The 23,710-nt window shown below is 62.0% G+C and carries 20 protein-coding genes and 2 tRNA genes; 1 reads left to right on the top strand and 21 read right to left on the bottom strand.

Features of this window, described 5'->3' with window-relative positions; genetic code table 11:
- Positions 1–35: 35 nt before the first annotated feature.
- From pnp to rlmE, 15 genes are all read right to left on the bottom strand, one after another.
- Positions 36–2,141 (bottom strand): polyribonucleotide nucleotidyltransferase, encoded by a 2,106-nt coding sequence (pnp, locus tag AC0MAZ_RS07035; RefSeq protein WP_203648086.1) that lies wholly within the window; start codon positions 2,139–2,141, stop codon positions 36–38.
- A gap of 248 nt (positions 2,142–2,389) precedes the next feature.
- Positions 2,390–2,659, bottom strand: coding sequence for a 30S ribosomal protein S15 (rpsO, locus tag AC0MAZ_RS07030; protein ID WP_203648087.1), 270 nt, complete (start codon positions 2,657–2,659; stop codon positions 2,390–2,392).
- 149 nt (positions 2,660–2,808) lie between these two features.
- Positions 2,809–3,726 carry a tRNA pseudouridine(55) synthase TruB gene (gene truB / locus AC0MAZ_RS07025; protein WP_203648088.1) on the bottom strand — a complete coding sequence of 306 codons (918 nt, stop codon included), beginning with the start codon at positions 3,724–3,726 and terminating at the stop codon, positions 2,809–2,811.
- A 3-nt stretch (positions 3,727–3,729) separates the two neighbouring features.
- A complete protein-coding gene (gene rbfA / locus AC0MAZ_RS07020; RefSeq protein ID WP_028691251.1) occupies positions 3,730–4,128 on the bottom strand; it encodes a 30S ribosome-binding factor RbfA in 399 nt (132 codons plus the stop codon).
- A 116-nt stretch (positions 4,129–4,244) separates the two neighbouring features.
- Positions 4,245–6,785, bottom strand: coding sequence for a translation initiation factor IF-2 (infB, locus tag AC0MAZ_RS07015; RefSeq protein ID WP_110735084.1), 2,541 nt, complete (start codon positions 6,783–6,785; stop codon positions 4,245–4,247).
- Positions 6,786–6,812: 27 nt separating this feature from the next.
- Positions 6,813–8,294 (bottom strand): transcription termination factor NusA, encoded by a 1,482-nt coding sequence (gene nusA / locus AC0MAZ_RS07010; RefSeq protein ID WP_050706987.1) that lies wholly within the window; start codon positions 8,292–8,294, stop codon positions 6,813–6,815.
- A 59-nt stretch (positions 8,295–8,353) separates the two neighbouring features.
- Positions 8,354–8,812 carry a ribosome maturation factor RimP gene (gene rimP / locus AC0MAZ_RS07005; protein ID WP_036986186.1) on the bottom strand — a complete coding sequence of 153 codons (459 nt, stop codon included), beginning with the start codon at positions 8,810–8,812 and terminating at the stop codon, positions 8,354–8,356.
- Between the two features lie 129 nt (positions 8,813–8,941).
- Positions 8,942–9,018, bottom strand: a tRNA-Met gene (locus tag AC0MAZ_RS07000).
- 99 nt (positions 9,019–9,117) lie between these two features.
- Positions 9,118–9,203: transfer RNA gene (locus AC0MAZ_RS06995), tRNA-Leu, on the bottom strand.
- Positions 9,204–9,227: 24 nt separating this feature from the next.
- Positions 9,228–9,614, bottom strand: a complete 387-nt coding sequence (gene secG, locus AC0MAZ_RS06990) for a preprotein translocase subunit SecG (RefSeq protein WP_475860763.1) — start codon at positions 9,612–9,614, stop codon at positions 9,228–9,230.
- 4 nt (positions 9,615–9,618) lie between these two features.
- Positions 9,619–10,374, bottom strand: a complete 756-nt coding sequence (tpiA, locus tag AC0MAZ_RS06985) for a triose-phosphate isomerase (RefSeq protein ID WP_475860762.1) — start codon at positions 10,372–10,374, stop codon at positions 9,619–9,621.
- A 66-nt stretch (positions 10,375–10,440) separates the two neighbouring features.
- A complete protein-coding gene (glmM, locus tag AC0MAZ_RS06980) occupies positions 10,441–11,781 on the bottom strand; it encodes a phosphoglucosamine mutase (protein WP_475860761.1) in 1,341 nt (446 codons plus the stop codon).
- Between the two features lie 16 nt (positions 11,782–11,797).
- Positions 11,798–12,649 (bottom strand): dihydropteroate synthase, encoded by an 852-nt coding sequence (folP, locus tag AC0MAZ_RS06975; protein ID WP_203648092.1) that lies wholly within the window; start codon positions 12,647–12,649, stop codon positions 11,798–11,800.
- An 8-nt stretch (positions 12,650–12,657) separates the two neighbouring features.
- The gene (gene ftsH / locus AC0MAZ_RS06970) at positions 12,658–14,565 is read right to left on the bottom strand and encodes an ATP-dependent zinc metalloprotease FtsH (protein WP_203648093.1); all 1,908 of its coding nucleotides are present in this window, start codon (positions 14,563–14,565) and stop codon (positions 12,658–12,660) included.
- A gap of 203 nt (positions 14,566–14,768) precedes the next feature.
- A complete protein-coding gene (rlmE, locus tag AC0MAZ_RS06965; RefSeq protein WP_011532133.1) occupies positions 14,769–15,395 on the bottom strand; it encodes a 23S rRNA (uridine(2552)-2'-O)-methyltransferase RlmE in 627 nt (208 codons plus the stop codon).
- A 102-nt stretch (positions 15,396–15,497) separates the two neighbouring features.
- Between rlmE and yhbY the strand changes: the two genes are divergently transcribed.
- Entirely contained in the window at positions 15,498–15,806 is a 309-nt protein-coding gene (gene yhbY, locus AC0MAZ_RS06960; protein WP_050706991.1) for a ribosome assembly RNA-binding protein YhbY, read from the top strand.
- Between the two features lie 159 nt (positions 15,807–15,965).
- Here yhbY and AC0MAZ_RS06955 read toward each other — a convergent pair whose 3' ends face one another.
- From AC0MAZ_RS06955 to dnaJ, 6 genes are all read right to left on the bottom strand, one after another.
- Positions 15,966–16,406 (bottom strand): hypothetical protein, encoded by a 441-nt coding sequence (locus tag AC0MAZ_RS06955; RefSeq protein WP_011532132.1) that lies wholly within the window; start codon positions 16,404–16,406, stop codon positions 15,966–15,968.
- Positions 16,384–16,866: a transcription elongation factor GreA gene (gene greA, locus AC0MAZ_RS06950; protein WP_011532131.1), complete on the bottom strand. Its 483-nt coding sequence runs from the start codon at positions 16,864–16,866 to the stop codon at positions 16,384–16,386. Before greA ends, AC0MAZ_RS06955 begins: the two co-directional genes overlap by 23 nt.
- The gene (carB, locus tag AC0MAZ_RS06945) at positions 16,863–20,084 is read right to left on the bottom strand and encodes a carbamoyl-phosphate synthase large subunit (protein WP_203648094.1); all 3,222 of its coding nucleotides are present in this window, start codon (positions 20,082–20,084) and stop codon (positions 16,863–16,865) included. Before carB ends, greA begins: the two co-directional genes overlap by 4 nt.
- 105 nt (positions 20,085–20,189) lie before the next feature.
- Positions 20,190–21,326 (bottom strand): glutamine-hydrolyzing carbamoyl-phosphate synthase small subunit, encoded by a 1,137-nt coding sequence (gene carA / locus AC0MAZ_RS06940; RefSeq protein WP_234560868.1) that lies wholly within the window; start codon positions 21,324–21,326, stop codon positions 20,190–20,192.
- Between the two features lie 346 nt (positions 21,327–21,672).
- Entirely contained in the window at positions 21,673–22,479 is an 807-nt protein-coding gene (gene dapB / locus AC0MAZ_RS06935) for a 4-hydroxy-tetrahydrodipicolinate reductase (protein WP_475860760.1), read from the bottom strand.
- 13 nt (positions 22,480–22,492) lie between these two features.
- On the bottom strand, positions 22,493–23,617 hold the full coding sequence (dnaJ, locus tag AC0MAZ_RS06930) for a molecular chaperone DnaJ (RefSeq protein WP_050706995.1): 1,125 nt from the start codon (positions 23,615–23,617) through the stop codon (positions 22,493–22,495).
- Positions 23,618–23,710: the final 93 nt, after the last annotated feature.

The following is a 23,710-nucleotide window of genomic DNA, read 5'->3' as shown; positions in this document are numbered from 1 at the left end:
ACCCCGAAGGGTCCTTCCTGTCAGCCTGGTGAGGCTTAGACGCCCGATGCCTTGGCAGCGGCGACGTCCTTGATCGACAGCTTGATACGGCCGCGGTTGTCCACGTCCAGTACCAGCACTTCGACTTCCTGGCCTTCCTTCAGCACGTCGGTGACCTTCTCGACGCGAGCATCGCTCAGCATGGAGATGTGCACCAGGCCGTCCTTGCCCGGCAGGATGTTGACGAAGGCGCCGAAGTCGACGATGCGCTCGACCTTGCCGACGTAGATCTTGCCGATCTCGGCCTCGGCGGTGATGCCCAGGATGCGCTGCTTGGCAGCGTCCGCGGCTTCCTTGGTCTCGCCGAAGATCTTGATCGAGCCGTCGTCTTCGATATCGATCGAAGCCTTGGTCTCTTCGCAGATGGCGCGGATGGTGGCGCCACCCTTGCCGATGACGTCACGGATCTTGTCGGTGTCGATCTTCATCGCGATCATGGTCGGGGCGTTGGCCGACAGCTCGGTACGCGACTCGCCGATGATCTGGTTCATCTGGCCGAGGATGTTCAGGCGCGCTTCCAGGGCCTGGCCCAGGGCGATCTCCATGATCTCTTCGGTGATGCCGTTGATCTTGATGTCCATCTGCAGCGCGGTGACGCCCTTGGCGGTACCGGCTACCTTGAAGTCCATGTCGCCCAGGTGGTCTTCGTCACCGAGGATGTCGGTCAGGACGGCAAACTTGTCACCTTCCTTGACCAGACCCATGGCGATACCGGCAACCGGAGCTTTCATCGGCACGCCGGCATCCATCAGGGCCAGCGAGGCGCCGCAGACCGAAGCCATGGAGCTGGAACCGTTGGACTCGGTGATTTCCGACACCACGCGGATGGTGTACGGGAACACGTCGGCGGCCGGCAGCATGGCCTGGACCGAACGACGGGCCAGACGGCCGTGGCCGATTTCGCGACGGCCGGCACCGCCCATGCGACCACACTCGCCCACCGAGAACGGCGGGAAGTTGTAGTGCAGCATGAAGGGGTCTTTCTTCTCGCCTTCGAGGGTGTCCAGCAGCTGGGCGTCACGGGCAGTACCCAGGGTCGCGACGACCAGGGCCTGGGTTTCGCCGCGGGTGAACAGCGCCGAACCATGGGTCTTCGGCAGAACGCCGACTTCGATGTTCAGCGGACGCACGGTCTTGGTGTCGCGACCGTCGATACGCGGCTTGCCGTTGACGATGTTTTCGCGAACGGTGCGGTATTCGATTTCGCCGAAGATGTCTTTGACTTCACCAGCCGAAGGCTGGCCTTCTTCACCGGAGAACTTGGCGATCGCCTGATCGCGCAGCTCGCCCAGGCGGGCGTAACGGTCAGCCTTGACGGTGATGGTGTAGCCCTGGGAAACGGCTTCGCCGAACTCGGCACGGATGGCGTTGAACAGCTCGGTGTTGGCCGCAGCAGGTTTCCAGTCCCAGGTCGGCTTGGCCGCTTCGGCAGCCAGCTCTTTGACAGCCTGGATGACAGCCTGGAATTCGTCGTGGGCGAACAGTACGGCACCCAGCATCTGGTCTTCGGTCAGCTCTTTGGCTTCCGACTCAACCATCAGTACCGCATCGGAGGTACCGGCAACGACCATGTCCAGGCTCGAGGCAGCCAGTTGCTCGTAGGTCGGGTTCAGCAGGTAGCCGGTGCTTTCATGGAAGGCCACGCGGGCGGCGCCGATCGGGCCTTCGAACGGAATGCCGGAGATAGCCAGGGCAGCCGAGGTACCGATCATCGCGGCGATGTCCGGATCGGTCTTCTTGCTGGTGGAAACCACGGTGCAGACGACCTGGACTTCGTTCATGAAGCCTTCAGGGAACAGCGGGCGGATCGGACGGTCGATCAGGCGCGAGGTCAGGGTTTCCTTCTCGGAAGGACGGCCTTCACGCTTGAAGAAACCGCCTGGGATCTTGCCGGCGGCGTAGGTCTTTTCCTGGTAGTGCACGGACAGCGGGAAGAAGCCCTTGCCCGGATCAGCCTGCTTGGCGCCAACCACGGTCACCAGCACGGTGACATCGTTGTCGACGGTGACCAGCACGGCGCCGGTGGCCTGACGGGCGATGCGGCCCGTTTCGAGGGTTACGGTCGATTGACCGAACTGGAATTTCTTGATTACCGGGTTCACGGTTTCCTACCTTCTTCAGTGGCTCTTGGGGGAACTGGTTCTTGCGAATTCTTGGGCAGAACGGGGAATCGGCCCCATTGACCGTCCAGATACAACACGAGGCTGGGAGCCTGGCGCCGGGCGGATAAACCGCACGACGGACCAGGCTGCCAACCTCGCTGATCGCGTGGCGTGTCCAACGCCAGGGTTGCCGGGCAACCCTGCCGATGCATGCGACACGCCATGCAACACCACTGGCCAGACCGCTATTAGCGACGCAGGCCCAGGCGACCGATCAGGGCGCTGTAACGAGTGGTGTCTTTGCCCTTCAGGTAATCCAGCAGCTTACGACGCTGGTTGACCATACGGATCAGACCACGACGGGAGTGGTGGTCTTTATCGTTGGCCTTGAAGTGGCCTTGCAGCTTGTTGATGTTGAAGGTCAGCAGAGCAACCTGCACTTCCGGGCTACCGGTATCGCCGGCGGCTTGCTGGTAATCGGCAACAATTTGAGCTTTTTCTTCGACGCTGAGGGCCATTTGGCTTCTCCTGATAAACGGATCCCGCGAGCGGGGTCCAATAGGCCAGGGACAAGTCCCCGTATTAAAAAGAAGAGGTGTGACCGTGCCTAATAACAGCCAACCTCGTATCCACCGGTTTCAGCATAAGCCTCTACCCGTGGTTCCGGTCATTCCGACCGAATCAGTCGACGCGGCGCAACGCGCCCGTCTTCGCTCACTTCACCGATACCGATGAAGCGACCATTGTGATCCTGTACCCGGACCATGCCGAACTGCGGCGCGTCCGGCGCACGTACTGCCTGACCATGCAGCCAGTAGAACGCGCTGTGCTCGGACAGCAGCACCAGTGGCCAGTCCTGCAGCCCGCTGTCAGAAGGCATCAGGAAGCGATCGAGCGCTTCGTTGCCGCCTTCGGCGTGGGCTTGTTCGAGTTCCTCGAGCGTCACGGTCTGTGCCAGCTCGAAGGGGCCCGCCTGGGTACGACGCAGTTCGGCGACGTAGGCACCACAGCCCAGCGCCTCACCGATATCCTCCACCAGGGTGCGGATATAGGTGCCTTTGCTGCATCCAACCGAAAGGCGCGCACGGGTGCCTTCGCACTCGAGCAACTCCAAGCGGCTAATAGTAACAGAACGCGCCTCGCGCTCCACTACCTCTCCTGCACGAGCCAGCTTGTACAGCGGCTGGCCATCACGCTTGAGGGCCGAGTACATCGGCGGCACCTGGAGGATTCCACCCTTGAAACGCGGGATCACGGCCTCGATGTCGGCGCGACCAACGGTCACTTCGCGGGTCTGCAGGACTTCGCCTTCGGCATCTGCGGTGCTGGTAGTCTGCCCCATCTGCATGACCGTCTCGTAGCCCTTGTCGGAATCGAGCAGGTACTGCGAGAACTTGGTCGCCTCGCCGAAGCACAGCGGCAGCACGCCGGTGGCCAGCGGGTCGAGGCTGCCGGTGTGGCCGGCCTTTTCCGCGTTGAGCAACCAGCGAACCTTCTGCAGCGCGGCGTTGGAGGTGAACCCCAGCGGCTTGTCGAGCAGGATGATGCCGCTGACGTTGCGGCGAATACGTTTGACCTGGGCCACCGCTTACTCCTTGGCGTCCAGCTCGTCGGCATCCTTGTGCAGGCGGTCTTCGGCCACCGCACGTTCGATCAGTGCCGACAGGTGGACACCACGGCTGACGCTCTCATCGAAGTGGAAGTGCAACTGCGGCACGCTGCGCAGCTGCATCGAGCGACCCAAGTGCAGGCGCAGGAAGCTGGCGGCACTGTTCAGCGCCTTGAGCGACTGCTTCACGGCGTCGGGCGTTTCTTCGCCCATGACGGTGATGAAAACCTTGGCATGGCCCAGGTCGCGGCTGACGTCCACGGCGGTGATGGTCACCAGGCCGACACGCGGGTCTTTGACTTCACGGCGGATCAGCTCTGCCAGCTCACGCTGCATCTGATCGCCGATACGTTGGGTACGGCTGTATTCTTTTGCCATTCTTGCTACCTGTAACGTAAAGCGGCAAACGCCCGGTCAGGCTGAAGCCTGACCGGGCGCTACCTTGTGAGGCGCCGCCAGCCGCCTTACGACGGGGCCTGCGCCACGCTCGCCCCTTACAGGGTACGAGCCACCTGGACTTTCTCGAAGACTTCGATCTTGTCGCCGACCTTGACGTCGTTGTAGCTCTTGACGCCAATACCACACTCCATGCCGTTACGCACTTCGGAGGCATCGTCCTTGAAGCGACGCAGCGATTCCAGCTCGCCTTCGAAGATCACCACGTCATCGCGCAGTACGCGGATCGGACGGTTGCGGTACACGGTACCCTCGATGACCATACAGCCAGCGATGGCGCCGAACTTCGGCGAACGGAACACGTCGCGCACTTCGGCCACACCCAGGATGTTCTCGCGAACATCGCTGCCGAGCATGCCGGTCAGGGCCTTCTTGACGTCTTCGATGATGTCGTAGATCACGTTGTAGTAACGCATATCCAGACCTTCCTGCTCGACGATCTTGCGCGCGCCGGCATCGGCACGCACGTTGAAGCCGAACAGCACCGCGTTCGAGGCCAGTGCCAGGTTGGCGTCGCTCTCGGTGATACCACCGACGCCGCCACCAATGACGCGTACCTGAACTTCGTCGTTGCCCAGGCTGCCGAGCGAACCCTGCAGCGCTTCGAGGGAACCACGCACATCGGTCTTGAGGACGATGTTGAGGGTCTTCTTCTCTTCCTGACCCATGGTCTCGAAGATGTTTTCCAGCTTGCCGGCGTGCGCACGGGCCAGCTTGACCTCGCGGAACTTGCCTTGACGGAACAGCGCAACTTCACGCGCTTTCTTCTCGTCGGCAACCACCGACATCTCTTCGCCAGCGTCGGGCGTGCCGTCCAGGCCAAGGATCTCGACCGGGATCGACGGGCCGGCTTCCTTCACAGGCTTGCCGTTCTCGTCGAGCATGGCACGTACGCGGCCATAGTTCGAGCCGACCAGGACCATGTCGCCCTGACGCAGGGTACCGTCCTGAACCAGGATGGTGGCCACCGGGCCGCGACCCTTGTCCAAACGCGACTCGACCACGACACCGCGACCAGGAGCGGTCGGAGTGGCCTTGAGTTCGAGGATCTCGGCCTGCAGCAGGACAGCTTCGAGCAGTTCGTCGACGCCGGTACCCATCTTCGCCGAAACCTTGACGAACGGCGTGTCACCACCCCAGTCCTCGGAGGTCACGCCTTCGACCGACAGCTCGTTACGGATGCGATCGAGGTCGGCACCCGGCTTGTCGATCTTGTTCACCGCGACAACCAGCGGAACGCCAGCAGCTTTCGCGTGCTGAACGGCTTCGCGGGTCTGTGGCATCACACCGTCGTCCGCCGCCACCACCAGGATGACGATGTCGGTCGCCTTGGCACCACGGGCACGCATCTGGGTAAACGCAGCGTGGCCGGGGGTGTCGAGGAAGGTGACCATGCCGCGGTCGGTTTCGACGTGGTAGGCACCGATGTGCTGGGTGATACCACCGGCTTCGCCAGCGGCCACCTTGGCACGACGGATGTAGTCGAGCAGCGAGGTCTTGCCGTGGTCGACGTGGCCCATGACGGTCACGACCGGAGCACGCGAGGTGGTCTCACCTTCGAACTTCAGCGATTCGGCCAGGGAGTCTTCCAGGGCAGTGTCGCTGACCAGGGTGACCTTGTGGCCCAGCTCTTCGGCAACCAGCTGAGCGGTTTCCTGGTCGAGCACCTGGTTGATGGTGACCGGGGTGCCCAGCTTGAACATGAACTTGACGACTTCAGCGGCCTTGACCGACATCTGTTGCGCCAGTTCCGAGACGGTGATGGTCTCGCCGATGGTCACGTCACGAATGACCGGACCAGTCGGGCTCTGGAAGCCGTGCGCATTGCGCTTCTTGCCCTTGCCCTTGCCACCGCGGCCACGACGGAAGCCATCGCTTTCTTCGTCGGTGGTGCGAGGTGCGGCGCGCGGAGTCGGAGCCTTTTCCTTCTCCTTGACCTTGACCTTGACCGACATGCGCGGCGCTTCGCCACGACCGGCCGCAGCCGGGCCACCACCGCGACGATCATCATCACGGGTACGGCTTTCGTTGCGACGGGTCTCGTCTTTCTTGCGCTCGGCGGCACGGGCGGCGGCGTCTTCGGACACCGGCGCGTTGGCCACTACCGGGGCAGCAGCCGGGGCAGGCTCGGCCTTGGGCGCTGGCGCCGCGGCCGGGGCCTCGGCAGCCTGACGGCGTGCCTGCTCCTCGTTGCGCTGGCGAACTTCGGCGTCAACCTTCTCGCGCGCTGCATTTTCGGCGGCGCGGCGCTCTTCCTGCTCGCGTTTCTGCTCAGCCTGGATCTCTTCCGGGCTGCGCTGCACGAATACTTTCTTCTTGCGTACTTCTACGCTGATGCTCTTGCTACCGGCGACACGCAGAGTGCTGGTGGTCTTGCGCTGCAAGGTGATCTTGCGCGGCTCTTCCGCCTTGCTCTTGTGGCTGCTCTTCAAATGAGTCAGCAGGGTCTGCTTCTCATTGTCGGTCACTACCTGACCGGCGTCGGTGTGCGGCAGACCTGCCTCACGCATCTGCTGCAGCAGGCGCTCTACCGGTGCCTCGACCTCTTGGGCCAGTTCTTTCACCGTGACTTGCGTCATGCACTTCTCTCCTCAGGCCGCGCCTAATTACTCGAACCAGTGGGCTCGGGCGGCCATGATCAACTTGCCGGCACGCTCTTCGTCGATGCCGTCGATGTCGAGCAGGTCGTCAATCGACTGCTCGGCCAGGTCTTCGCGGTTAACCACGCCGCGCACCGCCAGTTCCGCCGCCAGGTCCTTGTCCATGCCCTCGAGGGAGAGCAGGTCTTCAGCCGGATGGGCGTCTGCCAGTTTTTCTTCGGTAGCGATGGCCTTGGTCAACAAACGGTCCTTGGCTCGAGCGCGGAGCTCATTGACGATGTCCTCGTCAAAGCCATCGATGTTGAGCATTTCTTCCAACGGTACGTAGGCAATTTCTTCAAGGCTGGTGAAGCCTTCGTCGACCAGCACTTGTGCCAGCTCCTCGTCGACTTCCAGTTCCTCGATGAAGTTGCGCAGGATGTCGCCTGTCTCAGCCTGTTGCTTGGCCTGGATGTCCTTCTCGGTCATCACGTTCAGGGTCCAGGCAGTCAGCTGGCTGGCCAGGCGGACGTTCTGGCCGCCACGTCCGATGGCCTGTGCCAGGTTGTCCTCGGCCACGGCGATGTCCATCGCATGGGCATCTTCATCAACGATGATCGCGGCAACCTCTGCCGGCGACATGGCGTTGATAACGAACTGCGCCGGGTTCTCGTCCCACAGGACGATATCCACACGCTCGCCACCCAACTCGCCGGATACGGCCTGGACGCGCGAACCACGCATGCCGATACAGGCGCCTTGCGGGTCGATGCGCTTGTCCTTGGAGCGGACGGCGATCTTGGCGCGCGACCCCGGATCACGGGAGGCGGCCATGACTTCGATGAGGCCTTCGGCGATTTCCGGCACTTCGATGCGGAACAGCTCGATCAGCATCTGCGGCGCGGTGCGCGACAGGATCAGCTGAGGACCGCGGTTCTCGGTGCGGATTTCCTTGAGCAGCGCACGCAGGCGCACGCCGACACGGAAGGTCTCACGGGGAATGATGTCTTCGCGGGCCAGCAGCGCTTCGGCGTTGTTGCCCAGGTCGACGATGACGTTGTCGCGGGTAACTTTTTTAACGGTACCGGAGATGATCTCGCCCACGCGCTCGCGGTAAGCATCGACCACCTGGGCGCGCTCAGCTTCGCGAACCTTCTGCACGATGACTTGCTTGGCGGTTTGCGCAGCGATGCGACCGAATTCGATCGACTCGATCTTCTCTTCGATCACGTCGCCAACTTTGGCTTCAGGATGACTTTCCTGAATCTTTGCTGGCCAGACCTCGATTGCCGGATCATCCAGATCCGCTTCTTCGACGACCGTCCAACGACGGAAGGTCTCGTAGCTACCGGTGTGGCGGTTGATTTCCACACGCAGGTCGACTTCGTCTTCAAAACGCTTTTTGGTTGCAGTGGCCAGGGCCACTTCCAGCGCTTCGAAAATGACGCCGGGCGGTACACCCTTTTCGTTGGATACCGATTCAACAACCAGCAGTACTTCTTTGCTCATCGTACGCCTCGCCTTGCGCAAGCCATTGGCCCCGGATCTTTCACCGGGCCCGGCACGTCTCAGTCAAAACTGGGAATAATATTGGCCTTGTCGATCGAGTCGATCGGCAACAGGAACTCGTGCTGGTCCACCTGCACCACCACATCCTGCTCCTCCACACCGCGGAGAAGGCCCTGGAAGTTACGACGGCCCTCGAAGGGCGTACGCAGCTTGATCTTCACCTGCTCGCCGGCATGCGCAGCAAACTGTTCTAAGGTGAACAGCGGGCGGTCCATGCCTGGAGAGGACACCTCGAGGGTATATTCAGAGCTGATCGGATCTTCCACATCGAGAATGGCGCTTGCCTGACGGCTGACGGCTTCGCAGTCGTCCACCAGGATCCCGTCTTCCTTGTCGATGTAGATACGCAGTACCGAATGCTTGCCTTGGGAGACGTATTCGATCCCCCAGCATTGGTAGCCCAGGCCCTCGACCACCGGGGCCAACAAGGCCTGCAACTGTTCTAGCTTGCTCGACACCTGAACCCCCTCGTGCATGCTGTGCAAATAAAAAATGGGCGAAGCGCCCATCCCTGAAAGCGCCGTTGGACAACGACGCCAAAACTGTTCGGCTAGCAAAAAGCCCCTGAAAAGGGGCTCTGCTGAAGCTGGTTGCGGGGGCTGGATTTGAACCAACGACCTTCGGGTTATGAGCCCGACGAGCTACCAAGCTGCTCCACCCCGCGACAAAGCTGGGGCGAAAGTATAAGACTGAACCCTTTGCTGGGTCAATCCGACCTCCACCTGCAAGAAAGCCCGCTCAAAGCGGGCTTTCATGCTTCAATTGGTACCGAGAAGGGGACTCGAACCCCTACACCCTATGGGCACAACCACCTCAAGGTTGCGTGTCTACCAATTCCACCACCTCGGCAATACTACTTGAAACCCGTTACTGCTACTCTTTGGCCGGAGGAGGGACGTCACCAGTATTGGCGGCTTCACTCTTCTGCTGCTGGAGCACCGGTACATCATCATTGACTGCCGGCTTTGGCTCTTTGACTTCCAGCACTGCTGGATCTGGCAGACCAACTTGAGTCAGCTGGTGAGCCTGCTGCTTGGCGAAGTATCCTAACCCAAGTGCAGTCAAAAAGAAAGTGGCAGCAAGTATAGCAGTAACTTTACTCAAAAAGGTAGCGGAACCTTGGCTTCCGAACACAGTATTTGAAGCACCTGCGCCGAAAGATGCACCGGCTTCCGCACCTTTACCCTGTTGCAGCAGCACCATTACAACCAGTGCCAACGCTGCCAACAGATGAAAAACAACTACGACTGTTTCCAGCATTTGTTCAGTTTCCTGCGGCGCGACAAATTGCACCGAATTCGTCTGCGTTCAGGGACGCTCCACCAATGAGCCCCCCATCGATATCCGGCATGCCGAACAGTTCAGCCGCATTGGCCGCCTTCACGCTGCCGCCGTAGAGAAGTTGCACTTTTTCGGCAACTTCGGCGTCCTTCGCCGCCAACTGCTTGCGGATGGCTGCATGCACATCCTGGGCTTGCTGTGGCGAGGCCGTCAAACCAGTACCAATGGCCCAAACAGGCTCATAGGCAATAACCGCATTGGCGAAAGCCTTGATACCGAACACGTCGATAACACTGCTTAGTTGACGCCCTACAACTTCTAGCGTCTCGCCTGCCTCACGCTCTGCAAGAGTTTCCCCTATACACAGCACTGGCGTCAAACCACTTTTCTGAGCGGCTGCAAACTTTTGATTCAGCACTTCGTCTTTTTCACCAATAATCTGGCGACGTTCGGAATGCCCAATCAAGACATATTTGCAACCGACTTCAGCCAACTGACTCGGAGCAACTTCGCCGGTCAGAGCGCCTTGTTCAGGCTGTACTGCAGAATTCTGTGCGCCTACGTTGATTCCCTTACCTTCCAAGCCATCAATCACTTGATTGATGAACAGGGATGGTGGAAACACCGCGACTTCCACTCCGCTCGGCAGGGACAATTTGCCCAAGCCCTGGGTCAGCTCTACGACGCTGGCGCGGGTACCGTGCATCTTCCAGTTACCAGCTACCATGGGGCGACGCATGCTTTACCTCGTCGGTCAAAGTGGGCGCAGATCTTACCCAACCAGATCTGCGCTGGCAAGCCTCTTTCAGGCACAAACTTCTTCGACCAGCTTGGCCAGGGCCTCGGCATGGCCACGCACCTGGTTTTCATCATCGCCTTCGACCATCACCCGCACCAGCGGCTCGGTACCGGACTTGCGCAACAGCACCCGCCCACGACCGGCCATCGCCTCGGTGGCCTTGGCGCTGGCTTCCTTGACCAGGGGGTTCTCCAGCGGGTCGCTCTTGCCGGCCGCGAAGCGCACGTTGATCAGCACCTGCGGGCATTTGCGCACGGCCTGGCGGGCCTGGGCGAGGTTTTCGCCACGGCGTTTGAGCGCCATCAGCACCTGCAGCGCGGCGATGATCGCATCACCAGTGGTGGTGTGACTGCCACAAACGACATGACCGGAATTTTCACCACCCAGCAGCCATTCGCGCTCAAGCAGTTCGGCCATGACATAGCGATCGCCCACCTTGGCCCGCACGAACGGGATATCCAGTTCCTTGAACGCCAGCTCCAGGCCCAGGTTGCTCATCAAGGTACCGACCACGCCGCCCTGCAGCTTGCCACGCTCCTGCATGTCGCGACCGATGATGAACAGCAGTTCGTCACCGTCGACGATGGCACCGGTGTGATCGACCATCAGCACGCGGTCGCCGTCGCCGTCGAAGGCGATGCCGAGATCCGCATGGCCGACCAGGACCGCCGCCTGCAGCGATTCGATATGGGTCGAACCGCAACCCTCGTTAATGTTCAGACCATCCGGGGCGGCGTGCAGCACGGTGACATCGGCACCCAACTCACGGAACACGCTCGGCGCGACCTTGTAGGTGGCGCCATGGGCGCAGTCCACGACGATCTTCAGGCCTTCGAAGCTGGTGCTGCTGGGCACGCTGCTCTTGCAGAACTCGATGTAGCGCCCCGCCGCGTCATTGATGCGCGAGACCTTGCCCAGCTTGCTGGACTCGACGACATTCATCGGCTGGTCGAGCAGCTCCTCGATCATCAGCTCGACTTCGTCCGGCAGCTTGGTGCCAGCACCGGAGAAGAACTTGATGCCATTGTCGTCATGGGGGTTGTGCGAGGCGCTGATGACGATACCGGCCTCGGCATGGAAGGTGCGGGTCAGGTAGGCGATGGCCGGCGTCGGCATCGGGCCGAGCAGCATCACGTCGGCACCGGCCGCGGACAGGCCTGCCTCGAGCGCGGATTCGAACATGTAGCCGGAGATCCGCGTGTCCTTGCCCACCAATACGCGGCAGGTGCCCTGCTTGCGGAAGGCCATGCCGGCGGCCCAGCCGAGTTTCAGCATGAAGTCCGGGGTGATCGGGAATTGGCCTACGCGACCACGGATACCATCGGTACCAAAGTATTTTCTGCTCATAGTGACTCCAATGTTCTTATTCGGCGTTCTGGACCGCGGCGATCATGCGCACGACATCGACGGTTTCGGCGACATCGTGTACCCGCAGAATACTCGCGCCCTTGGTCATGGCCAGGGCGGCCAGGGCCAGACTGCCGTAGAGCCGCTCGCCGACCGGACGGTCCAGCGCGAGGCCGATCATGCTCTTGCGCGAGACACCCACCAAGAGTGGCCGCCCCAGGCGATAGAGCGCTTCCATGTGTTTGAAAAGGCTGAGGTTATGCTCAAGGGTCTTGGCAAAGCCGAACCCTGGGTCGAGGATGATGCGCTCAGCCCCGATGCCGGCCGCCGCGCAGGCGGCCATACGCTGTTCAAGATAGCGCGTTACATCGGCTGTCACATCCTCGTACTGCGGATTGTCCTGCATGGTGCCCGGCTCGCCACGCATGTGCATCAGGCACACCGGCAGGCCGGTATCGGCCGCCGCATCGAGGGCGCCATCGCGCTCCAGGGCGCGCACATCGTTGATCAGCCCCGCACCAAGGCGGGCCGTCTCGCGCATGACCGAAGGCGTGGAGGTGTCGACCGAGATGATCACATCGAGCCGACTGCTGATCGCTTCGACGATCGGCGCTACACGCTCCAGCTCCTCGATGGGCGATACCGCACGCGCCCCCGGACGGGTGGACTCGCCACCTACGTCGATCAGGGTCGCACCGGCCGCTACCATCTCCTCGGCATGGCGCAAGGCCACATCGCGCTGGCTGAAGCGCCCACCATCGGAGAACGAGTCTGGGGTGACGTTGAGGATACCCATGACATGGGTACGGGACAAATCAAGAACCCGGTTGCCGCAAGGCAACCGGGTCGGGTACTGCGTCAAGCTCATAGATACCCTTAGTGTTGAGCCGCTGGACCGCCGATCGGCGACTCCGGACGATCATCCTGGGAAGCCTGGTTGCCGGAGGTACCGGAATCATTGTCCCAGTCACGCGGCTCGCGCGGGGTACGACCTGCCATGATGTCGTCGATCTGGTCGGCATCGATGGTTTCGTACTTCATCAAGGCCTCGGCCATGGCGTCGAGCTTGTCACGGTTGTCGGTGAGGATCTGCTTGGCCGTGGCGTAGCACTGATCGATGATGCTGCGCACCTCGGAGTCGATCATCTTGGCAGTCTCGCCCGAGACGCTGGCATGCTGGCTCCCCGCGCTGCGACCGAGGAACACCTCGCCCTCTTCTTCGGCGTACATCAGCGGGCCGAGTTTCTCGGACAGGCCCCACTTGGTGACCATGTTCCGGGCGATCTGGCTGGCGCGCATGATGTCGTTGGAGGCCCCGGTGGTGACACCGTCGAAGCCCAGGGTCATCTCTTCGGCGATACGGCCACCGTACAGCGAGCAGATCTGGCTGATCAGCGCGCGCTTGGACAGGCTGTAGCGATCCTCTTCCGGCAGGAACATGGTCACGCCCAGGGCACGGCCACGGGGAATGATCGACACCTTGTAGACCGGGTCGTGCTCGGGAACGACGCGACCGACGATGGCGTGGCCCGCCTCGTGGTACGCGGTGTTCTGCTTCTCTTTCTCGGACATGACCATGGTCTTGCGCTCGGCGCCCATCATGATCTTGTCTTTGGCCAGTTCGAATTCCTTCATTTCGACCACGCGCTTGCTGGACCGCGCGGCGAACAACGACGCCTCGTTGACCAGGTTGGCCAGGTCGGCACCGGAGAAGCCTGGCGTACCACGGGCGATGACCGCCGCGTTGACGTTCTCGCCGATCGGCACCTTGCGCATGTGCACCTTGAGGATCTGTTCGCGACCGCGGATGTCCGGCAGGCCGACCACCACCTGGCGGTCGAAGCGACCGGGACGCAGCAGCGCCGGGTCGAGCACGTCGGGACGGTTGGTCGCGGCGATGACGATGATGCCATCGTTCATTTCGAAGCCGTCCATCTCGACCAGCAACTGGTTCAGGGTCTGTTCGCGCTCGTCGTGACCGCCGCCCATGCCGGCGCCACGGTGGCGACCGACGGCGTCGATCTCGTCAATGAAGATGATGCACGGCGCGTGCTTCTTGGCCTGCTCGAACATGTCGCGAACACGGCTGGCACCCACGCCGACGAACATCTCGACGAAGTCGGAACCGGAAATGGTGAAGAACGGTACCTTGGCCTCACCGGCAATGGCCTTGGCCAGCAGGGTCTTACCAGTACCGGGCGGACCGACCATCAGCACGCCGCGAGGGATGCGGCCGCCCAGGCGCTGGAACTTGCCCGGGTCGCGCAGGAACTCGACCAGCTCGCCAACCTCTTCCTTGGCCTCGTCGCAACCCGCGACGTCAGCCAGGGTGGTTTTCACCTGGTCTTCGGACAACAGGCGCGCCTTGCTCTTGCCGAAGCTCATCGGGCCGCCTTTACCACCGGCACCGCCCTGCATCTGGCGCATGAAGAACATGAACACGGCGATGATCACCAGGATCGGGAAGCTCGCCACCAGCAACTGGGTCCAGATGCTCTGCTGCTCAGGCTGCTTGCCTTCGACGGTGACGTGGTTGTCCACCAGGTCGCCGATCAGGCCGTTATCCGTGATGGCTGGGCGGACGGTCTTGAAGTTGTCGCCGTCAGTGCGCTTGCCGGTAATGATGTAGCCGTCGACGGTCACGCGCTCGACCTTGCCATCCTTGACCTGCTGGATGAAGTCGGAATAGTTGAGGGTCTGCGGCTCGTTAGGGCTCGAGAAGTTGTTCATCACCGTCACCAGGACGGCGGCGATGATCAACCAGAGGATCAGATTCTTTGCCATGTCGTTCAATTCGCTACCCTCTGAGGCCGGCGCACGACGCAGCCGTGCCTCGCATGATATTCATCGCCCTAACTTACTACATTACCCACGCATCCGCAGGCACCGTCTGTAACCCTTTGTGAAAGCTAGACTACACGAAGTTCGGACGATCCAGACGGAGCCGCCGATTGGAAATAACTATCGGCAACCCCGCAATACGCCTTTCATGCGCCCTTGAAACCCTTGCCCAGCAGGTACTGTTCGCGGGAGCGATCCCGCGAGGACGACGGCTTGCGCATCTGCACCTTGTCGAACTTGCTGCGCACGTCCTTGAGGTACATGTCGAAGCCTTCGCCCTGGAAAATCTTGATCAGGAAATCCCCGCCGGGCTTGAGCACGCGGGTCGCCAGATCCAGGGCCAGTTCGCAGAGGAACATGGCGCGCGGCATGTCCACCGCGGGCGTACCACTCATATTGGGGGCCATATCGGAAATCACAAGGTCTACATGCGAATCACCGACCGCCTGCAGGATCTGCTGCAGCACTTCGTCCTGGGTAAAGTCGCCCTGGATGAAGGTAACGTCCGGGATCGAGTCCATTTCCAGGATGTCCGAGGCGATCAACCGCCCTTGGCCACCAATCAGACGACTGGTCACCTGCGACCAGCCACCGGGTGCTGCGCCGAGGTCGATCACGCTCATGCCGGGGCGGATCAGGCGGTCTTTTTCCTGGATCTCCAGCAGTTTGTAGCTCGCACGCGAGCGGTAGCCATCCTTCTGCGCCTGTTTCACAAAAGGATCGTTGAAATGCTCTCGCAGCCAGTTTGCGCTGCTTTTGGAACGTTGTACCACGGGGCACCTCGATGATATGCGTCGTGTTTGACTGGGCGGAGCCAGGGGCCCTCGGGTAAAATGCCCGTCAATTTTACAGAATCAGACGAAAAGGGTCAGATTATGCCGCTCAATAACGAGCAGAAGAAGCAATACAAGTCCATTGGTCATGACCTGAAGCCGGTCCTGATCGTTGCTGGCAACGGTTTGAATGAAGGCGTGATCGCCGAACTGGAACGCGCCCTGGTCGATCACGAGCTGATCAAGGTCGAGATTCGCTCGGAAGATCGCGAGGAACGCGCCGAGACCATCGCCGCACTGTGCAAGGCCGGCCGCGCCGAACTGGTGCAGACCATCGGCAAGAAAGCGCTGATCTACCGCAAGAACCCACAGCCGAACAAGCAGCTGTCCAACATTCACCGTTACAAGTAACGCCCAGGACAGCGCAATACCCATGTAGGAGCGGCCTTGTGCCGCGAAAGGGCTGCGAAGCGGCCCCAGGTATCAGCTTCGTTGCAGATAATACTGGGGCCGCTTTGCGGCCCTTTCGCGGCACAAGGCCGCTCCTACAAAGGCCGCGTCACACTTCGGCTACCGCCGTGCCCTGACCGGGACCGGCTGGGCCACCAGCACGATGCCGGAGAAGCCCAGCACCAGGAAGCAGAACATCTGCCAACGCTCGCCCACGGAAATCCCGTAGCGCAGCGTGTAGTAGCTGACGCAGGCGCCGAAGCCGAGCAGCAGCATCTGACCGCGGAATTGCCGCCACCAGGCCGCCAGGCCATCCACCCTCGCCAGCACCGCCAACTGGGTCAACAACCCGAGCATGGCCACACCAATCAACCAGCGGTCGATCTGCGCAGCCACGTCGTGCACCAGCAACGGCGCCAGGCCGCTGACCTTGAGCGCAGGCACCAGCCCCACGTGGAACACCCACAGGCCGCCGACCCAGAACACCTGGGCCAGCTGCCAGAGGATCCCCTCGAGGGATGGCGCCCGCAAGCGCCGGTCAGATGTGCTTGACTTCGACAATCTCGTACTCGACCGTGCCGCTTGGCGTCTTGACGACGACAGTATCACCTTCTTCCTTGCCGATGATGGCACGGGCGATCGGCGCACCGCTGGAGAGCTTGCCCTGCTTCACGTCGGCTTCGTCCTCGCCGACGATCTGGTAGGTCACCTCTTCATCGGTCTCGGTGTTCGCCAGCACCACGGTGGTACCGAAGATCACCTTGCCGGTGTGGGCGATGGTGGTGACGTCGATCACCACCGAGTTCTGCAGACGGCCTTCGATATCGCGGATACGCGCCTCGACCATGCCCTGCTCCTCGCGGGCGGCGTGGTACTCGGCGTTTTCCTTGAGGTCGCCCAGCTCGCGAGCCTCGCCGATCGCCTGGCTCAGGCGCGGACGCTCGGTCTTGCTCAGGAACAGATGCTCTTCCTCCAGGGCGCGAGCGCCCTGGACGGTCATCGGGTACTTGGTAATGCTCATGCTTTAAGTCCTGCATGCAGATCCTGCAGGCGACGAACGGTCTTTTCCGGACCGAATTTCAGCGCCTCGCAGATGGCTTCACCGGCCGCAATGGTGGTGGTGCAGTAGATCTTGTGCTGCAACGCATTGCGACGAATCGAGTAGGAGTCGGCGATCGACTGGCGGCCTTCGGTGGTGTTGATGATCAGCGACACTTCGTCGTTCTTGATCATGTCGACCACGTGCGGACGACCTTCGGTCACCTTGTTCACGCGACGCACTTTCAGGCCGGCCGCCTCGATCACCTTGGCGGTGCCGACAGTGGCGACCACTTCGAAGCCCAGGGCGATCAGGTCGCGGGCGACGCCAGCCACCTGCGGCTTGTCGTCGTCACGCACGCTGATGAACGCGGTACCGCCGGTCGGCAGCACTTCGCTGGCACCCATCTGGGCCTTGGCGAAGGCTTCGCCGAAGCTGTCGCCGACACCCATGACTTCACCAGTCGATTTCATCTCAGGGCCGAGGATCGGGTCAACCCCCGGGAACTTGGCGAACGGGAAGACGGCTTCCTTGACGCTGTAGAAGTTCGGGATGATTTCCTCGGTGAAGCCCAGCTCTTTCAGGGTTTTACCGGCCATGACACGGGCCGCGATCATCGCCAGGGAGGTGCCGATGCACTTGGAGACGAACGGCACGGTACGCGAGGCGCGCGGGTTGACCTCGATCACGTAGATCTTGTCGCCCTGCAGGGCCAGCTGCACGTTCATCAGGCCGACCACGCCCAGTTCCAGGGCCATTTTCTTGACCTGGACGCGGACTTCGTCCTGCACTTCCTTGCTCAGCGAGTAAGGTGGCAGCGAGCACGCCGAGTCACCGGAGTGAACACCGGCCTGCTCGATGTGCTGCATGATCGCGCCAATCACCACGTCGGTGCCGTCGCAGACCGCATCCACGTCCATTTCGATGGCGCAGTTGAGGAAGTGGTCGAGCAGCACCGGGCTGTCGTTGGACACCTGGACCGCTTCGCGCAGGTAGCGCTTGAGCTCGTCCAGCTCGTAGACGATCTCCATGGCGCGGCCGCCCAGCACGTAGGACGGACGAACCACCAGCGGGTAGCCGATCTTGCCAGCGGCAGCGATGGCTTCGTCTTCGCTGCGAACGGTAGCGTTTGGCGGCTGCAGCAGGTTCAGGCGCTGGACCATCTGCTGGAAGCGCTCACGGTCTTCGGCGCGGTCGATGGCGTCCGGGCTGGTACCGATGATCGGCACGCCGGCTTCTTCCAGGGCACGGGCCAGTTTCAGCGGAGTCTGGCCGCCGTAGTGGACGATCACGCCCTTCGGCTTCTCGACGCGGCAGACTTCCAGCACGTCCTCCAGGGTCAGCGGCTCGAAGTACAGACGGTCGGAGGTGTCGTAGTCGGTGGAGACGGTTTCCGGGTTGCAGTTGACCATGATGGTCTCGTAACCGTCTTCACGCAGCGCCAGTGCGGCGTGCACGCAGCAGTAGTCGAACTCGATGCCTTGGCCGATACGGTTCGGGCCGCCACCCAGGATCATGATCTTGTCGCGGGTCGACGGGTTGGCCTCGCACTCTTCCTCGTAGGTCGAGTACAGGTAGGCGGTGTCGGTGGCGAACTCGGCGGCGCAGGTGTCGACGCGCTTGTATACCGGGAACACTTCCAGCTTGTGGCGGTGACGGCGCAGGTTCTTGTCGGTGATGCCGAGCAGCTTGGCCAGGCGCTGGTCCGAGAAGCCCTTACGCTTGAGGCGCAGCATGTAGTCCTTGTCGATCGACGACAGGGCCAGGGTCTTGACCTTCTCTTCTTCCTTGATCAGGTCTTCCATCTGCACCAGGAACCACAGGTCGATGCCGGTCAGGGCAAAGATTTCCTCGATGGTCATGCCCGAACGCATGGCGTCGGCGACGTACCAGATGCGCTCGGCGCCTGGCACGGTCAGCTCGCGCTTGAGGATGCCGGCAGCCTCAGGGCTGGCCAGGTCAACTTTCGGGTCGAGGCCGCAGGCGCCGACCTCCAGGCCGCGCAGGGCTTTCTGCAGGGACTCCTGGAAGGTGCGGCCGATGGCCATGACTTCACCCACGGATTTCATCTGGGTGGTCAGGCGGGCGTCGGCTTTCGGGAATTTCTCGAAGGCGAAGCGCGGCAGCTTGGTGACGACGTAGTCGATCGACGGCTCGAAGGACGCCGGGGTACGGCCGCCGGTGATGTCGTTCTGCAGCTCGTCGAGGGTGTAACCGATGGCCAGCTTGGCAGCGATCTTGGCGATCGGGAAACCGGTAGCCTTCGATGCCAGGGCCGAGGAACGCGAAACGCGCGGGTTCATCTCGATCACGACCATGCGGCCGGTATTCGGGCAGATACCGAACTGCACGTTGGAACCACCGGTCTCGACACCGATTTCACGCAGCACCGCCAGCGAGGCGTTGCGCATGATCTGGTATTCCTTGTCGGTCAGGGTCTGTGCCGGGGCAACGGTGATCGAGTCGCCGGTGTGCACGCCCATCGGGTCGAAGTTCTCGATCGAGCAGACGATGATGCAGTTGTCCTTCTTGTCGCGGACCACCTCCATCTCGTATTCCTTCCAGCCGATCAGCGATTCGTCGATCAGCAGTTCCTTGGTCGGCGACAGGTCCAGACCACGGGTGCAGATTTCTTCGAACTCTTCACGGTTGTAGGCGATGCCACCGCCAGTGCCGCCCATGGTGAACGACGGACGGATGATGCATGGGAAGCCGAGCTTCTCGAGAACCGCATTGGCCTCTTCCATGCTGTGGGCGATACCGGAGCGCGGGCACTCCAGGCCGATGTCCTTCATCGCCCTGTCGAAGCGCGAACGGTCTTCGGCCTTGTCGATGGTGTCGGCGTTGGCACCGATCATCTCGACGCCGAACTTTTCCAGGACGCCGTGACGCTCCAGGTCCAGGGCACAGTTCAGCGCGGTCTGGCCACCCATGGTCGGCAGCACTGCGTCCGGGCGCTCTTTCTCGATGATCTTGGCCACCGACTGCCATTTGATCGGCTCGATGTAGGTGGCGTCGGCCATGGCCGGGTCGGTCATGATGGTGGCCGGGTTGGAGTTCACCAGGATGACGCGAAAACCTTCCTCGCGCAGGGCTTTGCAGGCCTGGGCGCCGGAGTAGTCGAATTCGCAGGCCTGGCCGATCACGATCGGGCCAGCGCCGAGAATCAGGATGCTTTTGATGTCTGTACGTTTTGGCATGGTTGTCACTCAAATCCGGGGTCAGTCGGCAAGCCGCTTTGAACAATCTGGGTCAGGCGCTTCCGGGCGCGGCGCAAGCCGGCCCGGGGCCTTGAAGCAGGATGCTCAGCGGCGCTTGGCCATGGCATCGGTGAAACGATCGAACAGTGGCGCGACGTCGGTCGGGCCTGGGCTCGCTTCAGGGTGGCCCTGGAAGCTGAACGCGCTCTTGTCGGTTCGCTCGATACCCTGCAGGGTACCGTCGAACAGCGACTTGTGGATGGCGCGGACATTGCCCGGAAGGGTGGCTTCGTCGACGGCGAAACCGTGGTTCTGGCTGGTGATCATGACCACGCCGGTGTCCAGGTCCTGGACCGGGTGGTTGGCACCGTGGTGGCCGTGGCCCATCTTCACGGTCTTGGCGCCGGAGGCCAGGGCCAGCAGCTGGTGGCCCAGGCAGATACCGAACACCGGGATCTCGGTCTCGAGGATCTCTTTGATCGCCTGGATCGCGTAGTCGCATGGCTCGGGATCGCCAGGGCCGTTGGACAGGAACACGCCATCAGGGTTGAGCGCCAGGACTTCGCTGGCCGGGGTCTGGGCGGGCACCACGGTGACGCGGCAACCACGGGCGACCAGCATGCGCAGGATGTTCAGCTTGACGCCGTAGTCGAAGGCGACGACGTGGTACGGCAGGTCGACGGCGTCAATGGTCGGGTGGCTGTCGGTCTTCAGCTCCCAGACGCTGGAGCGCCACTCGTAGCGCTCCTTGGTCGAGACCACCTTGGCCAGGTCCATGCCCTTCAGGCCCGGGAAGGCGCGGGCAGCGGCGATGGCGGCTTCTTCGCTGATGTTGTCGCCAGCCAGGATGCAGCCGTTCTGGGCGCCTTTCTCACGCAGGATGCGGGTCAGGCGACGGGTGTCGATACCGGCAATGGCGACGACGTTGTTGGCTTTCAGGTATTCAGGCAGGGACTGGGTGTTGCGCCAGTTGCTGGCCAGCAGCGGCAGATCGCGAATCACCAGGCCCGCGGACCAGACGCGATTCGATTCGGCGTCTTCGGCGGTGGTGCCGGTGTTACCGATGTGCGGGTAAGTCAGGGTAACGATTTGCTGGGCGTAGGAAGGGTCTGTGAGGATTTCCTGGTAGCCGGTCATTGCAGTATTGAACACGACCTCACCAACGGTCTGACCGTCGGCTCCAATGGCTTCACCGCGAAAAATGCTGCCATCGGCAAGGGCGAGTATGGCTGGCTTAGTCAAGAAGACCTCCCGTAAATCAAGCCTGAAAGGGCGATCGCAGGTTGCAAAAAAGCGGAATGACGTATGGACACGTCACCCCGCTTTTATGCTGAATTAGTCTGCGCGCTTTTAGTGGACACACTAAAGCTGTAGCTTACAGAAAAATGCGTTTTGGGTCTACCGGGAATGTGTCTCTAAAACGCAGGATTGCGACAGAGGGGACATTGCAGCAGCCCCGAGCGTGTAGGAGCGGCCTTGTGCCGCGAAAGGGCTGCGCAGCGGCCCCGGCAATTCTGAATGGTTCAGAGATCCTGGGGCCGCTGCGCGCCCCTTTCGCGGCACAAGGCCGCTCCTACAGGGGACGGTGTCAATGCAGCGCGAGCACATCCTGCATGTCATACAGCGCAGGCTCACGCCCATCCAGCCACAGCGCCGCGCGCACCGCACCCTTGGCGAAGGTCATGCGGCTCGAGGCCTTGTGGGTGATTTCCAGGCGCTCGCCTTCAGCGGCGAACAGCACGGTGTGATCACCGACCACATCACCGGCACGCACAGTGGCGAAGCCGATGGTCTTGCGGTCACGGGCGCCTGTCTGGCCTTCACGGCCATATACCGCCACTTCCCGCAGGTCACGCCCCAGCGCATTGGCAACCACTTCACCCATGCGCAGCGCGGTCCCCGACGGCGCATCGACCTTGTGCCGATGGTGGGCCTCGATGATCTCGATATCCACGTCATCACCCAGCACCCGTGCCGCCATGTCCAGCAACTTGAGACTGAGATTGACACCCACGCTGAAGTTGGCGGCGAAGACGATCGGGATCTCCTTGCCTGCCTCGACCAGCAACGCCTTCTCCTCGGCACTGAAGCCGGTGGTACCGATGACCATGGCCTTGCCCGCCTTGCGACAGAACGCCAGGTTCTTCAGGGTCACCGACGGATGGGTGAAATCGATCAGCACATCGAACTCATCGACGACCTTGGCCAGGTCGTCAGAGATGGTCACGCCGATGCGCCCCAGCCCGGCCAGCTCACCCGCGTCGGCACCGACCAGGGAGCTGTCAGGACGATGGATGGCCGCGGTCAGGCCGGCCTTCGGCGCCTGCTGCTGCACGGCCTCGATCAGCACCTTGCCCATGCGCCCGGCGGCGCCCATCACTGCAATACGTCGCATAGCCTGTTCCTTCTCAGAGATCGCCGAAGAAGCGCTTCACGCCCTCGAACCAGCCACTGGCCTTGGGCGAATGGGAGCTGTCACCCTCGAGGGAATCACGCAGCTCCTCGAGCAGCTCGCGCTGACGGCGGCTGAGGTTGACCGGCGTCTCCACCGCCACGCGGCACAGCAGGTCGCCCGCCGCGCCACCGCGCACCGGCGCCACACCCTTGCCGCGCAGACGGAACTGCTTGCCAGTCTGGGTGCCTTCGGGAATCTTCAGCTTCACGCGACCGTCGAGGGTCGGCACTTCCAGCTCGCCACCCAGGGCGGCGTCGGTGTAGCTGATCGGCACTTCGCAGTAGAGGTGCTTGCCGTCGCGCTGGAAGATCGGGTGCTCGCGCACATTGACGACCACATAGAGGTCACCGGCAGGGCCGCCATGGGCGCCCGCCTCGCCTTCGCCAGACAGACGAATGCGATCACCGGTGTCGACACCGGCCGGCACCTTGACCGACAGGGTCTTGTATTCCTCGACACGGCCTTCGCCATGGCACGAGCCGCAAGGGTCGGTGATGATCTTGCCCTGGCCGTGGCAACGCGGGCAGGTCTGCTGCACGGCGAAGAAGCCCTGCTGCATGCGCACCTGGCCGATGCCGCCACAGGTCGGACAGGTCGACGGCGTCGAGCCCTTCTTGGCGCCAGAGCCGTCGCACGGCTTGCAGTTGACCAGCGTAGGCACACGGATGTTGACCGTGGTACCGCGCACCGCCTCTTCGAGGTTGAGCTCGAGGGTGTAGCGCAGGTCGCTGCCGCGCTGGACACCGCCACGACCGCCACCGCGGCCGCCGCCGAAGAAATCGCTGAAGACATCACCGAAGATGTCGGAGAAGTTGGCGCCACCGAAACCGGCACCGCCGCCACCCATGCTCGGGTCGACGCCGGCGTGGCCATACTGGTCGTATGCCGCGCGCTTGCTGGCATCGGACAGCACTTCGTAGGCCTCGTTGGCCTCCTTGAACAGGTCTTCCGACTCCTTGTCGCCCGGGTTGCGGTCCGGGTGGTACTTCATCGCCAGACGGCGGTAGGCCTTCTTGAGATCACCTTCGCTGGCGCCACGCTCGACACCCAGGACCTCATAAAAATCACGCTTTGCCATAGGTCATATGCACTCTTGGGGGCGTTCGGCATACCTCGGCGCATCGTGCGCCATGCCACCAGCACCTGTCGTCATAGGCGAATACGCCGTGAC

Source organism: Pseudomonas sp. A, assembly GCF_056270345.1.
This window is presented reverse-complemented; position numbering and strand designations above follow the sequence as displayed.